Here is a 16,427-nt window from a genome sequence, read left to right on the forward strand (position 1 = left end):
ATTGTTGAATTGTTGCTTATTGAGTTTTTAGATAAAAGTTTTAAGAATGCTGCCCGAAACGGAAAAAGGGGAAATGCTTCGGGCAGCACGATTTAGTTGTGTTCTTGCCGATTTTGGCGGTTGCGCTCAGGCGTTTGCTTTAGCTGCGGCTTGGGCCTTGAGCTGCTTATCGGTGTAGAACGGATCACCGCCGACTTCCTGGTCGTCCTTCTTGATCACGAAGAAGCCGTAGATTAGGGCGGCCAGCACGATGCCGGAGATGGTGAAGAAGGTCGGACGGTCGCCCATGGCGTCATGCAGGGCGCCCATCGGGGTGGAGAAGATCACCTGGCCGATTTGGGAAGCGATCTGGAAGCCCACCATGTACAGGGTTGCCGACAGTTTGGTGTCGAAGTGCAGGGTGAAGTAGCGGAATGCCGGTAGGCAGAACAGCGGAACCTCGATGGAGTGGAACAGCTTGACGATGGAGACACTGACCGGATCGTGGAACACGCCGCACAGGCCGATACGCAGGAACATCACGGTTGCGCCGAGCAGCAGGGAGTTGCGAACGCCGATCTTCTTCATGATAATCGGAACGACGCCCATCATGGCGGACTCGAGGAACACCTGGAAGGAGTTCAGGGTGCCGTAGGTGGCGTTGCCGATTTCGGTGGTCGGGAAGAGGGAAGCGTAGTAGTTAGGGAACATCTGCTGGTCGAACACGGTGTAGAAGGTGTTGGTGAACAGCATGAAGACGATGAGCACCCACAGAGTCGGCATCTTCAGAACGGAGATCATCTCTTTGAAGGATGGGTTGGTTGGAGCCGCGTTCGGATCGGCTTCTTTCTTGAGCTCTTCCTTTTGCTTGGCCGGAACCCAGAAAGCGTAGACGCACAGCATGCCAAGGCCGCAGATGGAGCCGACCCAGAAGTTCAGCAGCGGGTTGATGTTGAACAGGAAACCTGCGCACAGTGCCACGATGGCGTAGCCGAAGGAGCCCCAAGCGCGGGACTGGCCGTATTCGAAGCCGAACTTACGGGAGTAGCGTTCGGTGAGCGCTTCGAACAGGGAACAGCCGGCCATGAAGCCTGAGGAGAGCACGATGGAGCCGATGAGCACGCCGATGAAACGGGTGGTGCCGCCGGCAGTCAGCATCGGGGCATACACGAACTGTACGAACGGGCCGACGAGCGCTGCGATGGCGGAGACGAAGATCACGAGCTTGCGCTTGATGCCCAGCTGATCTTGGATGGCACCATAGGCGAACATGATGACCAGGGTTGCCAAGGAGTTAATGGAGTAGATCTGGCCCTGCTCTGCGGAGGTCATGCCCAGACCGTGGGTCGGGTCGGTGAGCCAGCGGGAGAAGAAGGACCACCAGATGCCCCAGGAGCAGAAGAACATGAAGATGCCGAAGGAGCTCTGCAGATAGGAAGGATTCTTCCATGCAGATTTGGTTGCACTTGCCATAATCATCCTTTGATTACTACTTGGTTGGTTATTGGTTATGTGACGCTTCTGCTCGGGCGGCTGTGCCTTTGTAGAAGTTGTTGTGTAGTAATTACTATGCGACGTCAATCGATTTACGTCAATCGATTGACGTCATCGGCGTGTCGTACCCGTTCGACATGCAAAAAGGCCTCCGTGCTGGACGGAGGCCTTGAGAAATCGTGTGGGACTCGGCTACTTCACCGAGGCCTTTTCGATCAGCGTGCAGTGGATCTTCGCCGGAATCGGCGCGTCGATCGGCGGCAGGGGAGCGGTGGTCGCTGGCCGTGAGACGTCGTCCATCGAGCGTCCTTCGATGATCGACACCAGCTTGGCCACGGCCCAGTAGCCCATCTCGAAATGCGGCAGTTCCACAGTGGTGAGCATCGGTTCCAGCGTCTCGGCGAACACACGATGGTTGTCCACGCCGACCACGGAGATGTCCTTGCCGACCGTGAGTCCTCGGCGTGCGGCGCATTCGTACACATACCAGGCGCGGGCATCGTTGAAGCAGAAGAATCCGTCCGGATGCTCGGCGTCGAACAAATCGCTGACTGCGGTCAGTGCCGGCCCGCTGTTGAGCACATTGACGACCAGATGATCGTCATAGTCGAGGCCGGCATCCCTGAGCGCCGCCTGATAGCCTTCCAAACGACCGTCCTGCGCAATCATCGGCTCCGAGCAACCCACATAGGCGATACGTGCGCATCCGGCCTTAATCAATCTGGTGGTGGCGTCGTAGCCGATTCGGAACTCGTTCGGTTCGACGCTCGGGATTTTGCCAAGCGAGTCGGTGGCATCCACCAACACCAGTGGCGTCTTGGCTAGCGAAGAAGGCACATGGGTGATGCGGTTCGACATCTTGGCGTACAGGAAACCGTCGGTGCCGTATCGCTTGAGTGCGGCGATTTCCTCGCTCTCGCTGTTCTCACCGTCGGTGATCACGGTGATGAGCATATAGCCGAACTGGCTTGCGGCGGTCTGCGCGCCCAGAATCATACCGCCGGCGTACGGGGTGGTGGCCACCTCCTCGCTGATGAAACCGAGGATGTGCGTCTTGCCTGTACGCAGCGAACTGGCCAGCGGATTCGACCGGTAGCCGAGCTTGGTGGCGATGGCGCGCACATTGTCCGCAATTTCGGACTTTACGCGCCCCTCGTCGCGTCCGTTGAGCACCAGCGACACCGTAGAGACGGAAACCCCCGCCTTGTTCGCGATTTCCTTCATCGTAGCCATGCGTCAAACGATACACCCTAATTGACGGACTGTTGGGAAAGCATCAGTTTTCTCCACCGACTCCGCCGAGGTTGCGCACCGCACCGATGAATAATGGTATGCCGTCCGGGGTGACGTACGAATACAGGAATGGGCGATCCACCGTGAATTCGACGTTGTCCACCGGCGCGCTAGCGAAGTCTGCGCCGGCTTTGGTGAAGGACATGGCCTTGGCGCCGGCCTCGTTCACCGCGATGCGCGTGCCCTGCAGAATCGAGCCGATATACAGGTTCTCGCCGTGCGAACCGGCGTCGACCATCTTGGTGAAGTCGGCGTCGCCTGCACTGAACGCATCGGTCACCCCCAGTTTTTCGAATGCCTTGATGGTGGCTTCCGAGTCGAACATGCTGTCGATGGTGAATCGCGGTAGCGTGACGTTCACCGTGGCCGAGTTGACGGAGACGCCCCATCCGGGCATACTGTCCGCGGCGCAACCCATTGCGCCCTCGCCAAGGGATGCCGACGAACACGTGCCGAACGCCCATCCGAGTTTCTGAGCATCGCCGGCCAACTCGTCAAAATGCCCTTCGGCCGGCAGCACGATGGCCAGATTGCCGCCGTTGTCGAACGGAATCTCCACCCGTTGCCAAGTGTTGTACTCATCATGTCCGTAAGCCATTTGGCTGAAGGCCCGGTGCATCATCGGCACCTGAGCATCTCCGGCTTCGCCGTGGAAGGTGCCGTCGCCGGTGGACTGCTCTTCGAACGGATCCTTCCAGCGGCCATCCGCATAGACGGTGTTGATGATGGACAGGACTTCACGGTCACGCAGCGTGATCTTCGGCTTGAGCGAACCATTCGTATGCTTGGCAATCCAATCGGACATCTTGGCGGCGGCCTGATCGTCGAACGGTAGCGTGGTGACTTCGGCCTCGAATATCTTCTTGACGGTGGATTGGTAATCGCTGGCAAGAGAGTAGTCGTTATCGATCCACAGCGAGTTCGCGGCGCTCATCTCGGATTTCGCCCCCGAATATTGCCCGTTGATCGAACTCAGCAGCGATTGGTAGTCGCTGTCGGCCAGCGAACCGGAGTCCAGCAGTTCGTTCAGTTGCGAGCGGGTCGTGCCATTGGCGCCCTGCGCGGCGATGGCCAACGCCATCCACATCGAAGCAGGGGAGTAGTTCACATTACCGGTGCCTCGGTCGCCGGCTCCCATCGCCAGGAATTCCGGTGCGGTGCGGTAGGCGAAGGCTGCGGTGCTGTCGACTACCGGCTGTGTGGCAGGCGTGGCCTTCGGCTTGAACATATTGCGAACCAGTGCGCTGCCATCGCCGGCCGTCCACCATACGCCGCCGGCGACGGCAAGGACAAGCACTACTGTCACGATGGCGGCGATACAAGCGTTACGGCGTTTGCGTTGTTTGCGCAACCGGTACTGTTCCATCAGTTTCTCGCTCATGGTCAGCCCCTTTGCTTGGATCGGCTCGTGCATCATTGCACGAAATCGCTATTTTCATTATATTGCTGCTTTCCCTTGAGCCCAGGAACGGTATGGGAACCCCGGCCGTAAGCGAAGATTGGTACAGCCGAATGCCAGCGGTCCGATGGTTGCGCTCGCCAATGGGAAGACAGACTGCCGGATCGTATCGAACCAAGTATCAGGTTAGTGATTCCCAACACCAATGGCCAGTGCAGCACCATACCGGGGAACCATACGAACAGGTTTTTGGCAGCCCTGTCAAGGACCTCGTCGGGCATGAGATACATTGATGAGCTCCACTGCAGCAGCAACAACACCGCTATCAGTACAACCATGCCAATCCAATGCGCGCGGTTCCATGTGAACAGTCGTTGCGTCCCGCGCTCGGCGGCGGACTGCCTTGCGGAGTTCATACTCGTTGCCATTGTGGGGTGGATGGCGTTTCGTCCGGTCACCGGATGCGTGGCGGTGGCTCTTCATCCAGTGGGTCTGACAGCGCAGGGCGGTCGGGAAGCGACTTCACCGGAAGCGCCCATGAATCGAGCGGTTCTTCTGCCGAGCATCGCACTGGGCAAGTGATTCTTGGTGCGATTGCCTTCTATGGTGTGATGCCAGTGGCCGTGCTGTTTATTGGCTTCATGCTTGGTGGCATGGCGGCGCGATGGAATCACGAACGCAGCTTGGCTCGAGCGGAGTTGGCTCACCGCCGTCAGCAGGAACGCACAGCTCAGGACATTCACGATTACGTATCCAATGATTTGGCATACCTGATTTTGCGATTCGACAACAATATTGCCGATGGCAAGACCCCTTCTGAAGAAGAATTACGCGAACTGCGTAGCGTGGCTATGGGCGCATTGGATCGCACGCATCAGGTCATTGATGTTATTGAAGGCAGGGGAGAAGCGGCGCACAGTGCAGTGACTCCGCATGATTCGACCGTTGATGCCGCTTCTGGCATTGCAACTGCGCGAGCGTTTATATGCCCCACTTACGCTCTTACCCTGTTGAAAGAAGGAAAAAGGCAGAGCCGTGATTCCCATGGGGCGGTAAAACACTCATGGGGCGGTTAGCGGATTTTGCCTTTCCGCAGAATAGAGCCGTTTTCGCCTACCGCCCCATGAAGGTTTTACCGCCCCATGAGATATTTACCGCCCCATGGGTGAGCTACCGCCCCATGAAACGTGTAATAACAAAGCATGCCCTTGCTGGTGGAAGCAATGCTTTGCTACTTCGCCCGCTTGTCGGCGAGGATCTCGTCCACCAGCTTGGGCTTTTCGGTCAGCTGGCCGGTGAAACCGGGACGGATATCCATGTGCAGCACCAGAGAAGTGCGGTAGCCCTGCTCGGCGAGCTTCTTGGCGGCCTCACCGGCCACCTTGAGCACGTCGTCCAGATTGCCTTCCACGTTGGTGAACAGGGCGTTGGTTTCCTGCGGCAGGCCGGATTCGCGAATCACTTCGACGGCCTGAGCCACGTATGGCGAGACCTCGGAGCCCACGCCATTGGCCGACACCTGGATGGCGGCCACGGTATTGAGGTACGGTTTGCCGGTTTCCGGGTCGATCGGCACTTCCTGGGTAACGGCATTACGGTCAAGAACCATGATTCTCCTTTTTCAGTAGTGTTAAGCTCCCCTGACAGGGGGAGCTTAACAACCACACTTATGTCAGCGATACTTCCAGAGATGATCCATCGGGCCGGAGCCGTGGCCAAGATTCAGCTGGGCCTTCAGCGCACCGGTCAGGTACTTCTTCGCATGCTTGATGGCCTTGGGCAACGTGTCGCCAAGCGCCAGATACGAGGCGATGGCGGAGCTCAGCGTGCATCCGGTGCCGTGCGTGTTCGGATTATTGATACGCGCGCCATCAAACCAGGTCACGGTTCCATCCGTCTCGGCAAGCACATCGTTGGCATCCTCGGTGCCATGACCACCCTTGACCAGCGCGGCACAGCCGTAACGCTCCACGATGCGGTGGGCGGCGGCCTCCATATCCTCCTGATCGCGAATCAGCGTATCGGTCAGCACTTCGGCCTCGGGAATATTCGGAGTCACGACCGTAGCCATCGGGAACAGCTTGCCGGTCAAGGCCGCAATGGCATCGTCACTGATGAGCTTGGCACCGGAAGTGGCCACCATAACCGGGTCGAGCACGATGTTCGTGGCGTGATGGAAGGTGAGTCGTTCAGCGATGACGTCGATGATGTCAGTGGCAGACACCATGCCGATTTTCACCGCGACCGGCGGAATATCCTCAAACACCATGTTGATCTGGTCGGCGAGAATGTCCGGTTTGGTATCCTGAATGGAACGCACGCCGGTGGTGTTCTGTGCGGTGAGCGCGGTGATGGCGCTCATGCCGAACACGCCGCAAGCCAGCATGGTCTTCAGATCGGCCTGCATGCCGGCACCGCCGGACGAGTCGGAGCCGGAGATCGCGAGAACAGCGGGAAGTGTAGATGTTGCAATCTGTGCCATAGTGTTCATTCTAAGTGGGGCCCATGATGTTTTTCGGAGCGGTTTTCCTTGATGTTTTGCCGCTCCTGTGGTGAGATGGGAGGGTTTGCTGATTGCGATTGATTCATGAAATGTTCGGGAGGGGACATGGCTGATAACGATGTACTGCGCCGTGACGGCGTCTTGGTACGCATCACCGGTTTTGACGATGAACGCACCGCATATTTTGGCGTAATGCCTAATGGGCACACCACACAGCTCACATTTCCGCGTCAGGAGGTGTTCGATGTGGGCGACGTGTTGCTCGTCGGCACGGATTTCTATCGTAAAGTGCCGCATGATGTGTGGCCGTTGAAGCCCCGTGTGGGCATCGTGCGCCGTGCGCTCAACGAAGGCGTGGTCCTGGAGACTTCCGACGGCCTCGAACTGCTTGAAGGCGATTACCCGAATTCGATCATGCCCGGCAACACCGTGCAGTTCACCGACCTGTTCGGCATCGAACGAGTGCTGTGGCCCACGGCCATCCGCCCAGGCGAATCCGATCACGATGACGACATCAAGCAGTACCGCATCACGCCGGGCAGCGATCCGTCGCTTACCTTCGATTCGTTCGGCGGTTATGAGCAGGTGATCACGCGCGCCAAGGAGCTTATCGAAACGCAGCTGGGCAACAGTGCGCAGATGCGTGCGATCGGTGCCAAGCCCATCAAGGGCGTGATCTTCACCGGTGCTCCGGGCACCGGCAAAACGCATCTGGCCCGCATCATCGCCAATGTGGCGGACGCGCAGTTCTATCTGGTGTCTGGCCCGACCATCGTGAGCAAGTATGTGGGCGATAGTGAGGAAACGCTGCGCATGATTTTCGCCGCCGCGCAGGCGGACAAGCGCGCCATCATCTTCTTTGATGAGATCGATTCGATTGCGTCCTCGCGCGAGAACGATACCAATGGCGTCGGCAAGCGCTTGGTGGCACAGTTGCTGACGTTGATGGATGGTTTCGAGTCCAAGGGCAATGTTGTGGTGGTCGCTGCGACCAATCGTATTGAGGACGTGGATCCCGCTTTGTTGCGTCCGGGCCGTTTCGACTGGCAGATTCCTTTCCCGATGCCGTCCGAGCACGACCGTTTGGGCATTCTGCAGGTGCAGGCCCGTTCGTTGTCAATCGAGGGCGAACTGCCGTTGGTGGATATCGCACAGCGAACCGAAGGCTGGAGCGGCGCCGAAGTGTGCGCCATCTGGACCGAGGCCGCTCTGGTGGCCGCCAAGGACCGCCGCGGCGCGATCCGTGCTGCCGACCTCGTCACCGCCTTCGAGCGAGTCGAGCGTCGTCCCGAATTAAGACACCACCGGGCATAATAATTGGCTCCCCTCAGAGAGGGGAGCCAGAGAGGTTTACTCCTGGGCAGTGGAGTAGAGCTTGCCGCCTTGGGCGGTGTACTTTTCGCTCATCGCATCCATGCCGGCGAGGATTTCTTCGGGGCTGAGCACGTTGGCGGACACCACGTCGTTATCGACATTGGCCTTGGCCTTAGCCAGTGCCTCGGAGTCGATGCCAGCAGCAGCCTCCTTCACGATTTGCTGCTGAGCGGCCTCGCCACCGAATGCCTTGCGGATGTTCTGGGAGATGGCCATCGAGCAGAACTTCGGGCCGCACATCGAGCAGAAGTGCGCCATCTTGGCCGGCTCGGCGGGCAGGGTGTCATCGTGGAAGGCGATGGCGGTGTCCGGATCGTAGGACAGATTGAACTGGTCGAGCCAACGGAACTCGAAGCGAGCCTTGGAAATCGCATTGTCACGATCCATCGCGTGCGGGTGGTGCTTGGCGATGTCTGCGGCGTGGCAGGCGATCTTGTAGGCGATCACGCCCTGCTTCACATCATCCTTGTTCGGCAGGCCGAGGTGTTCCTTCGGGGTCACGTAGCACAGCATAGCGGTGCCGTAACGACCGATCTCGGTGGCGCCGATGGCGGAGGTGATGTGGTCGTAACCCGGAGCGGTATCGGTGGTCAGCGGTCCGAGGGTGTAGAACGGGGCGCCCTTGCACACCGACTTCTCCAGTTCGATGTTCATGCGTACGGTATCGAACGGCACGTGGCCCGGGCCCTCGATCATCACCTGCACGTCCTTGGCCCAGGCGCGCTCGGTCAGCTCGCCCAGAGTCATGAGCTCGGAAAGCTGCGCGGCGTCGTTCGCGTCGGCCAGGGAGCCGGGGCGCAGGCCATCGCCCAGAGAGAACGCCACGTCGTACTTGGCGAAGATGTCGCACAGCTCGTCGAAGTGCGTGTACAGGAAGCTCTCCTGGTGGTGGCGCAGGCACCAGTCGGCCATGATGGAGCCACCGCGGGAGACGATGCCGGTCACGCGGTTGGCGGTCAACGGCACGTAACGCAGCAGCACGCCGGCGTGGATGGTCATGTAATCCACACCCTGCTCGCACTGTTCGATCACGGTGTCGCGGAACAGTTCCCAGCTCAGCTTGGAGGCATCATCCTCGACCTTTTCGAGGGCCTGGTACATCGGCACGGTGCCGATCGGCACGGGGGAGTTGCGAAGAATCCACTCACGGGTGGTGTGGATGTCGTTACCGGTGGACAGGTCCATCACGGTATCGGCGCCCCACTTGGTGGCCCACGTCAGCTTCTCCACTTCCTCGTCGATGGAGGAGGTGACGGCCGAGTTGCCCATGTTGGCGTTGAGCTTGGTCAGGAAGGCGGATCCGATAATCATCGGCTCGGCCTCGGGGTGGTTGATGTTGCAGGGCATCACCGCGCGGCCGGCGGCCAGCTCGGAGCGCACGAGCTCCACATCGCAGTTCTCGCGGGTGGCCACGTACTGCATCTCCGGGGTGATGATGCCGTGGCGGGCGTACCACATCTGGGTGATCGGGTGGTCCTTGGCGCGCATCGGCTCATGCTTGCGTCCACGCCATTCCTTGGTGGCGCGGCCGCGCTTGATGGCGCGCTTACCATCATCCTCAAGGTTGCGGCGGCGGCCCTCGTAGTCTTCGATGTCGCCGCGGTCGCGGATCCAGTCGAGACGCAGGGGCTTCAAACCTTCCTTCGGGTCGCACTTGGGGCCTTCGGTGTTGTAGTCGTGGAACGGCGGGTTCGGGCCCACGCCGGGCGTGTCGCTCAGCTTGATTTCGGTGTACGGCACTTCCAGGTCGTAGGAACCATACTGATAGGTGAACGGTACGGACTTGGTCTTGCGGATGTGCGCCTTGTCGCGTTGCTTGGAACCACGGGCGGCGATGTCCACGCGCTGCTGCTTGGCGAGCTTCTGGGCATCCTTGGCGTCCTTGGCGTTGGTGAACTTCTTCTCAGTGGCCTCGGAGCCAGGCTTTGCGGCCCCTTCCTGAGCAGCCTGAGTATCAGCAGCGGGGGTGTGGGCTACGACGCGCGGCGCGTAGCCGTGCTTCTTGTCGCCGCGGACGGCCTTCCAGCCTTCGACCATGGTGCGCGCGGCCTCTTCCGGGTTCTCGGCACCCGCGATGGCGGAGACCGCGAACCAGCCGGCGGCCTTGGTGCCGGCGAGCATGGCCATATCGGCTGCGGTCACGCCGCCGCCCACGACCACCGGGAATTCGCTGGCAGCGCAGATGGTGTTGATCTGGGCGGCGTCCAGTGTCTTGCCGGAGCCATCGTTGCCGCCCACGGAAGCCTCGGGCTTGGTGGTGGAGACGTGCAGAGGGCCGGCGCCAATGTAGTCGATGCAGCCGTCGGGCAGCTCGTTGATGAGCTGAACGAGGCTTTCGGTCTCAGCCGACAGACCCACGATGGCCTCGTCGCCGAGCAGGGCGCGGGCTTCTCGCGGCTCCATGTCGGTCTGGCCGATATGCACACCGTCCACCTTGATGCCCTTGCGGCGGGCCTGCCACACCACGTCGGCACGGTCGTCGATCACAAAGGCCACGGAATCGGACTTCTCATTGTCCTCGATGATCTGCGCGATGTCGCGGGCCATGTCGGTCAGCTCAGAGGCATCGGCCTCCTTGGCGCGCAGTTGGATGAAGGTTGCGCCGCCGCGCAGAGCCTGATCCACCACGTCGGTCAGCGGACGGCCTTTGCAGTCCTCCGGCCCCACCACGAAGTACGCGGACAAGTCGAAGTTGTCTCGCATGGAGGCGTATGGGTATTCATTACTCATTATTATTCCTACCTTTGTTGTTTCTTGTGGAAGTCTTATTGGGAAAAACTGTTATGAGCTCCCTCATCAGAGGGAACTGAAACTACTGCACCAAAATCTCGGATTCCGCCACCTGTTCGGCGGTAACATTCCACAGCGCGTCAAGGAACGCGACCTGGAACGAGCCCGGCCCGTGCGAAGTCGTATCGGCTATCTCTGCCGCGCGGTTGTACAGCAGAGATGCGGACAGAGCGGCGGTCAACGGATCGGAAACCGCCAGATATGTGGCAGCCACGCCGCCCAGCGAGCAGCCTGCACCGGTGATCTTGGTCATCATCGCGCTGCCGCCCGGCAGTCGGTACACGGTTTCGCCGTCGGTCACCAGATCGGCGATGCCGGACACAGCCACTGCACAGCGGGTGGAAGCGTCATGGGAGGAATGCTTGGCGTGCTGTTCGGTCAGATACTGTGCCAGCGCCACCGCCGCACCGGTTGCGGACTCCACGTCGTCGACGGATTCCACTCCGGCGGGGCGGTGCTCGGAAGCGTCCCCCACGGTTTCGGTATTGAGCCCCCACATGTTCGCCAGCGCGATTACCTCGGAGGCGTTCGCGCGAATCATGGTCGGGGGAGCGGCCTTGAAGGTCTGAAGAATGGCGGTGCGGGTGTGGCCGATGCCGGCGGCCACCGGGTCGAGCACCCACGGCTTGTCCAAGTAGTTGAGTCGCTGGGCGATTTCGGGCAGCGCATCCTTATAGAACGGCAGCAGCGTGCCCACGTTGATGTAGTTCGCGCCCGCGATTTTCGCGGTTTCGATCACGTCGTCCGGCAGGAAACTCATGGCCGCAGTGCCGCCGGCCGCCAGTTGCGCGTTGGCAACCAAATTGATGGTCACAAAATTGGTGAATGACTGGGCCAATGGAGTCGTCTCGCGTACGCGGCGAACGGCATCGGCGATATTATCGCGGATGGGTGAATCGGCTGGAACCGGAGTCCCGGCGGTACAACCGCTGGACACATCGGCAAACGATGATGCACTATTGCTCATTTACTGCTCCCTACGATGGTCTTAACCAACAGGTTCTAAGGGTCAGGCTCAGGCCTTTCTCAACTCGCGAACCACATGCGAGTCCCCCTGCACTACAGTGCCGACGCTATGCGCCAACATGGACATTATCGTGACGGATTTGTTCGATACGTGTCGTCAGGTCTGGCGCGTCCCGTCCATTCGTGATATGTGGACGCCTCCGCCGAGCAACATCTCCCGGATTTGTGACGCTAACGCGATGTCAGTGGTACAAATTGGGGAAGGGCAAAACAACAGGAACAATATGGAGGTGTTTGCGATATAGGAATCGCTGCGAACGGCCGCTCGTGAGACGCGGAACATATACCGGACAATGCCGCCTGACCTGTCACCGTATACGGCTATCCTGAAGCGGTTGTTATTAGACCCCAAACCGTTCAAACCAGAAGGTGCATTGTGGCTCAGTCCAAACTCGATGAAGTCGTATCCCTTGCGAAGCGTCGCGGCTTCGTGTTCCCCGCCGGCGAAATTTACGGCGGCACCCGTTCCGCTTGGGATTACGGCCCCCTCGGCGTCGCTCTCAAGGACAATATCAAGCGTGAATGGTGGCGCTCCATGGTCGTCACCCGTCCTGATGTCGTCGGTGTCGACACCTCCATCATTCTGCCGCCCGAAGTGTGGGTGGCGTCCGGCCACGTGAGCGTGTTCAACGATCCGCTCGTCGAGTGCCTCAACTGCCACAAGCGCAACCGCGCCGACAAGCTCGAGGAATCCTACGCCGAGAAGCACGGCGACAAGATGCCGGAAAACGGCATGAAGGACATCGTCTGCCCGAACTGCGGCACCCGTGGACAGTGGACCGAACCGCGCGACTTCAACATGATGCTGCGCACCCACCTCGGCCCGGTCGAGGACGAGAACAGCCTGCACTACCTGCGTCCGGAGACTGCACAGGGCATCTTCGTCGACTTCAAGAACGTGATGACCTCCTCCCGTTCCAAGCCGCCGTTCGGCATCGCCAACATGGGTAAGTCCTTCCGTAACGAGATCACCCCGGGCAACTTCATCTTCCGCACCCGTGAGTTCGAGCAGATGGAGATGGAGTTCTTCGTCACGCCCGGCACCGATGAGGAATGGCACCAGTACTGGATTGACGCCCGCACCCGCTGGTACATCGACCTCGGCGTCAAGCCGGAGAACCTGCGCCACTACGAGCACCCGAAGGAGAAGCTCTCCCACTACTCCAAGCGCACAGTGGACATCGAATACAAGTTCGGCTTCCAGGGTTCCGACTGGGGTGAGCTCGAAGGCATCGCCAACCGTACCGATTACGATTTGAGCGCGCACTCCAAGCACTCCGGCGAAGACCTGAGCTACTTCAACCAGGCCACCGGCGAGAAGTACGTGCCGTACGTCATCGAACCGGCCGCCGGCCTGACCCGCTCCCTGATGTGCTTCCTCGTGGACGCCTACGATGTGGACGAGGCCCCGAACACCAAGGGCGGCGTCGACAAGCGCACCGTGCTGCGTCTCGACCCGCGTCTGGCCCCGGTCAAGGCCGCCGTGCTGCCGCTGAGCAAGAAGCCTGAACTGCAGACCGTGGCCCAGAACCTGGCCGACGACCTGCGCTTCAACGAATGGATGATCGACTACGACGAGTCCGGTGCCATCGGCCGTCGTTACCGTCGTCAGGACGAGATCGGCACCCCGCTGTGCATCACCGTGGACTTCGACACCCTCGAGGACCACGCCGTGACCATCCGTGAGCGTGACACCATGGCCCAGGAGCGCGTCGCTCTTGACAAGGTGGCCGATTACGTGGCCGCCCGCATCGGCGAGAAGCGCACCCGCGTGCCCCTGAAGCCCGTGGAAATGGGCGGCGAGGCTTGGCCTGAGTCCGGCGTTCAGGAAGCCGGCGGTCTGTACTAAGCCGGAGTCGCACAACTTGGGCTCCCCTCTGTGGGCTGAGCCGTAAGGAAGACATCCCAGTGGGCTGTTTGTAGGCGAAGTGGCGGCGATAGACGCCGGGGCTCCTCTCTCAGGGGAGCCCCTACTTATTTTCTTAGGAATCACATGGCACAATCCGAATCCGAAACAGTGCTCACCGAGCATCACGAGACCGACAACCTCGACCCACGTACGGACGCGCCGGCGCGCCCCGGGACCCCGGTGCATATCGCCCCGGTCCAACTCGGCAACATCACCGTGCCGACCCCGGTGGTGCTCTCGCCGATGGCGGGAGTGACCAACTGGCCCTTCCGCGTGATTTGCGAGGAATATGGTCCCGATGGACTCTACGTGGCCGAGATGATCACCGCTCGAGCCCTCGTGGCGCATAACCCGAAAGCACTGCGCCTCTGTCATTTCGCCAAAAGCGAAAAAATCCGTTCACTGCAGTTGTACGGCGTGAACCCCTCCATCACCGAACAGGCGGCGAAAATCGTGGTCGACGGCAACATGGCCGACCATGTGGATCTGAACTTCGGTTGCCCGGTGCCCAAGGTCACTCGTCGAGGCGGTGGTTCGGCCTTGCCTTGGAAAACCGACATTTTCACTGAGCTATTACAGCGCGTGGTCGCCGTATGCGAGCCGGCGGGCATCCCCGTCACCGCGAAGATCCGCGTCGGCATCGACCATAACCATGAGACCTTCCTCGAAGCCGGACACATCGCGCAGGAGGAGGGCTGCAAGGCCGTAACCCTGCATGCCCGTACCACCGCCGAATACTATGGCGGTCATTCCGACTGGTCCCGCATCGGCGAGCTCAAGGAACACCTCAACATTCCGGTATTCGGCAATGGCGATATCTGGGGTGCCGAGGATGCGCTCGAAATGGTGCGCGAGACCGGCTGCGACGGTGTGGCCATCGGCCGCGGATGCCAGGGCCGGCCGTGGCTGTTCGCCAACATCAAAAACGCCTTCGAGGGCAATCCCGAACGGCTCAACCCGAATCTGGGCGAGGTCTGCCGCGTGATTCACCGTCATGCCGAGCTGCTTACCGAGTTCTATGAGGGCGATGAGATGATGGCCGTCCACGATCTGCGCAAGCACATCGCCTGGTATCTGAAAGGATTCCCGGTGGGCGGCTCCACCCGCAAGGCCTTTATGGAATGCGAGAGCCTGGCCGATGTGGACCGCGAGATCGGCAAGCTCGACCCGACTATCGAATACCCGCCACGCGTGGTCGACAAACCGCGCGGCCGCGTGCGTTTCGCCAAGAAGGTGCACTTGCCGTATGGCTGGTTGGAATCGCGTACCACCACCCACGAAGAGCGTGAGGCGCTCTTCGGTGACGACCCAATGGACGCCAGTTACTGAGAAAATACTGAAAATACACGCAACACGCGCCATTCTGCGCGTGAATTTCCCTCCAAGAGTAGCCTGTTTGCGCTACTCTTGGGTGTAACCGTGAAGTGACAGGAGCCAAACGTGAGCGAGATCGCGCAGAATGAGTTCAACGACAAGACCAACATCAAGGTTGTTGGCGTCGGCGGTGCCGGCGGTAATGCCGTCAATCGCATGATTGCCGAGGGACTGCAGAATGTTGAATTTGTGGCGGTAAATACCGATGCGAAGGATCTTCTGCGCTCTGATGCGGATGTCAAGATTTCCCTTTCCGATAAGTCCAGTCGTGGTCTCGGTGCTGGTGCCGACCCGGAGCGTGGAGCCAAGGCGGCCCAGGACCACCAGTCGGATATCGAAGAGGCGCTTAGGGGTGCCGACATGGTGTTCGTCACCTGCGGCGAGGGCGGTGGCACCGGTACTGGCGCCAGCCCGATCGTCGCTCGTGCGGCTCATCAACAGGGTGCTCTCACCATCGCGGTTGTTACTCGTCCGTTCAGCTTCGAAGGCCCTCAGCGTTCCGCTTCCGCCGAATACGGCATCGACAACCTGCGCAAGGAAGTCGACGCGCTGATCGTCATTCCGAACGATCGCCTGCTCGAGCTTTCCGACCGTTCCATCGGCATCATTGAGGCCTTCAAGACCGCTGATACCGCACTGCTTGCCGGTGTTCAGGGCATCACTGACCTGATTTCGATGAACTCCTATATTCACGTCGACTTCAACGATGTGAACTCCATTCTTCGTGGTGCTGGTACTGCGCTGTTTGGTATCGGTTCCGCACGGGGAGAGGATCGTGCCACGCAGGCCGCCGAAATCGCCATCAGCTCTCCGCTGCTTGAGGAAAGCATCGAAGGCGCACACGGTGCGCTGATCAACATCGCCGGTCCGACCGACCTGAAGTTGCAGGAGGCCTCTGCTGCCACCGAACTGGTGCGCAAGGCCATTCACCCTGAAGCCCAGATTATTTGGGGTCTTGCTCTGGACGATGCTTATGGCGATGAAGTGCGTGTCACTGTTATTGCTGCTGGTTTTGACCCCGTCGCCGCTCAAGATGACGACACTCAGAGCACGGTGACGCCGGTTGTGCCAACCGCCGCCGATCCTGCGACTCCCGTGGCACAGCCAGCTCCAGCACCGGCACCGGCTGCACAGCCCGCTGCCACTGCCCAACCGGCATTCACACCGGCTACCGGTGACTCCGCATCGTTGCCTTTTGATGATCCGACTTCCGCTCATCCGAATATCGCCGTGAACGATCCGGCTGGCGATCTCGACATCCCTGACTTCCTGCGCTGAAAGGATTG

12 protein-coding genes, 1 pseudogene and 1 riboswitch are annotated in these 16,427 nt (G+C 60.0%); of the genes and pseudogenes, 5 read left to right on the forward strand and 8 right to left on the reverse strand.

Translation table 11 applies throughout. The features are described from left to right. Positions 1-126: 126 nt before the first annotated feature. The 4 genes from BLIJ_RS03990 to BLIJ_RS04005 all read right to left on the reverse strand — a co-directional run bounded on the left by BLIJ_RS03990 (position 127) and on the right by BLIJ_RS04005 (position 4,581). Positions 127-1,452: an MFS transporter gene (locus BLIJ_RS03990; RefSeq protein ID WP_012577172.1), complete on the reverse strand. Its 1,326-nt coding sequence runs from the start codon at positions 1,450-1,452 to the stop codon at positions 127-129. A gap of 213 nt (positions 1,453-1,665) precedes the next feature. Then, on the reverse strand, positions 1,666-2,706 hold the full coding sequence (locus BLIJ_RS03995) for a LacI family DNA-binding transcriptional regulator (RefSeq protein ID WP_012577173.1): 1,041 nt from the start codon (positions 2,704-2,706) through the stop codon (positions 1,666-1,668). A gap of 43 nt (positions 2,707-2,749) precedes the next feature. Beyond that, positions 2,750-4,183: a serpin-like protein SerU gene (serU, locus tag BLIJ_RS04000; protein ID WP_014484702.1), complete on the reverse strand. Its 1,434-nt coding sequence runs from the start codon at positions 4,181-4,183 to the stop codon at positions 2,750-2,752. Continuing rightward, on the reverse strand, positions 4,180-4,581 hold the full coding sequence (locus BLIJ_RS04005; RefSeq protein WP_012577175.1) for a hypothetical protein: 402 nt from the start codon (positions 4,579-4,581) through the stop codon (positions 4,180-4,182). The genes serU and BLIJ_RS04005 overlap by 4 nt, the downstream gene beginning before the upstream one ends. Between BLIJ_RS04005 and BLIJ_RS15280 the strand changes: the two are divergent. Further along, a pseudogene (locus tag BLIJ_RS15280) lies at positions 4,553-5,133 on the forward strand (sensor histidine kinase); the annotation flags it as partial. The gene BLIJ_RS04005 and the pseudogene BLIJ_RS15280 overlap by 29 nt on opposite strands. Before the next feature lie 263 nt (positions 5,134-5,396). On the opposite strand, the gene BLIJ_RS04015 reads toward BLIJ_RS15280, so the two are convergent. Next, positions 5,397-5,774 carry a thiamine-binding protein gene (locus tag BLIJ_RS04015; RefSeq protein ID WP_012577177.1) on the reverse strand — a complete coding sequence of 126 codons (378 nt, stop codon included), beginning with the start codon at positions 5,772-5,774 and terminating at the stop codon, positions 5,397-5,399. Positions 5,775-5,837: 63 nt separating this feature from the next. Next, the gene (gene thiD / locus BLIJ_RS04020; RefSeq protein ID WP_014484704.1) at positions 5,838-6,647 is read right to left on the reverse strand and encodes a bifunctional hydroxymethylpyrimidine kinase/phosphomethylpyrimidine kinase; all 810 of its coding nucleotides are present in this window, start codon (positions 6,645-6,647) and stop codon (positions 5,838-5,840) included. 126 nt (positions 6,648-6,773) lie between these two features. Here thiD and BLIJ_RS04025 point away from each other — a divergent pair, with 126 nt between their 5' ends. Continuing rightward, positions 6,774-7,982 carry an ATP-binding protein gene (locus tag BLIJ_RS04025; RefSeq protein WP_012577179.1) on the forward strand — a complete coding sequence of 403 codons (1,209 nt, stop codon included), beginning with the start codon at positions 6,774-6,776 and terminating at the stop codon, positions 7,980-7,982. A gap of 36 nt (positions 7,983-8,018) precedes the next feature. On the opposite strand, the gene thiC is transcribed toward BLIJ_RS04025, so the two are convergent. Together thiC and thiM are read right to left on the reverse strand one after the other, a co-directional pair. Next, positions 8,019-10,772 carry a phosphomethylpyrimidine synthase ThiC gene (thiC, locus tag BLIJ_RS04030; protein ID WP_012577180.1) on the reverse strand — a complete coding sequence of 918 codons (2,754 nt, stop codon included), beginning with the start codon at positions 10,770-10,772 and terminating at the stop codon, positions 8,019-8,021. A gap of 82 nt (positions 10,773-10,854) precedes the next feature. Next, positions 10,855-11,799: a hydroxyethylthiazole kinase gene (gene thiM / locus BLIJ_RS04035; protein ID WP_012577181.1), complete on the reverse strand. Its 945-nt coding sequence runs from the start codon at positions 11,797-11,799 to the stop codon at positions 10,855-10,857. Next, a riboswitch (TPP riboswitch) is annotated at positions 11,790-11,898 on the reverse strand. It overlaps the preceding gene by 10 nt. 336 nt (positions 11,899-12,234) lie before the next feature. Here thiM and BLIJ_RS04040 point away from each other — a divergent pair. From BLIJ_RS04040 to ftsZ, 3 genes are all read left to right on the forward strand, one after another. Beyond that, complete coding sequence (locus BLIJ_RS04040) at positions 12,235-13,707, forward strand: glycine--tRNA ligase (protein ID WP_012577182.1); 1,473 nt, start codon at positions 12,235-12,237, stop codon at positions 13,705-13,707. A gap of 144 nt (positions 13,708-13,851) precedes the next feature. Next, positions 13,852-15,096 carry a tRNA dihydrouridine synthase DusB gene (gene dusB / locus BLIJ_RS04045; protein ID WP_007056907.1) on the forward strand — a complete coding sequence of 415 codons (1,245 nt, stop codon included), beginning with the start codon at positions 13,852-13,854 and terminating at the stop codon, positions 15,094-15,096. 111 nt (positions 15,097-15,207) lie between these two features. Further along, positions 15,208-16,419 (forward strand): cell division protein FtsZ, encoded by a 1,212-nt coding sequence (ftsZ, locus tag BLIJ_RS04050; RefSeq protein ID WP_007054067.1) that lies wholly within the window; start codon positions 15,208-15,210, stop codon positions 16,417-16,419. Positions 16,420-16,427: the final 8 nt, after the last annotated feature.

The sequence above is a fragment of the Bifidobacterium longum subsp. infantis ATCC 15697 = JCM 1222 = DSM 20088 genome, from assembly GCF_000269965.1.
In the GTDB taxonomy this organism is placed as follows: domain Bacteria; phylum Actinomycetota; class Actinomycetes; order Actinomycetales; family Bifidobacteriaceae; genus Bifidobacterium; species Bifidobacterium infantis.

Bases quoted from the DNA above. Each gene is read 5' to 3' on its own strand.
- dusB (WP_007056907.1), top strand. From the start codon at position 13,852: ATGGCACAATCCGAATCCGAAACAGTGCTCACCGAGCATCACGAGACC.
- thiD (WP_014484704.1), bottom strand. From the start codon at position 6,647: ATGGCACAGATTGCAACATCTACACTTCCCGCTGTTCTCGCGATCTCC.
- thiC (WP_012577180.1), bottom strand. From the start codon at position 10,772: ATGAGTAATGAATACCCATACGCCTCCATGCGAGACAACTTCGACTTG.
- BLIJ_RS03995 (WP_012577173.1), bottom strand. From the start codon at position 2,706: ATGGCTACGATGAAGGAAATCGCGAACAAGGCGGGGGTTTCCGTCTCT.
- BLIJ_RS04025 (WP_012577179.1), top strand. From the start codon at position 6,774: ATGGCTGATAACGATGTACTGCGCCGTGACGGCGTCTTGGTACGCATC.
- BLIJ_RS03990 (WP_012577172.1), bottom strand. From the start codon at position 1,452: ATGGCAAGTGCAACCAAATCTGCATGGAAGAATCCTTCCTATCTGCAG.
- thiM (WP_012577181.1), bottom strand. From the start codon at position 11,799: ATGAGCAATAGTGCATCATCGTTTGCCGATGTGTCCAGCGGTTGTACC.
- BLIJ_RS04005 (WP_012577175.1), bottom strand. From the start codon at position 4,581: ATGAACTCCGCAAGGCAGTCCGCCGCCGAGCGCGGGACGCAACGACTG.
- serU (WP_014484702.1), bottom strand. From the start codon at position 4,183: ATGATGCACGAGCCGATCCAAGCAAAGGGGCTGACCATGAGCGAGAAA.
- BLIJ_RS04015 (WP_012577177.1), bottom strand. From the start codon at position 5,774: ATGGTTCTTGACCGTAATGCCGTTACCCAGGAAGTGCCGATCGACCCG.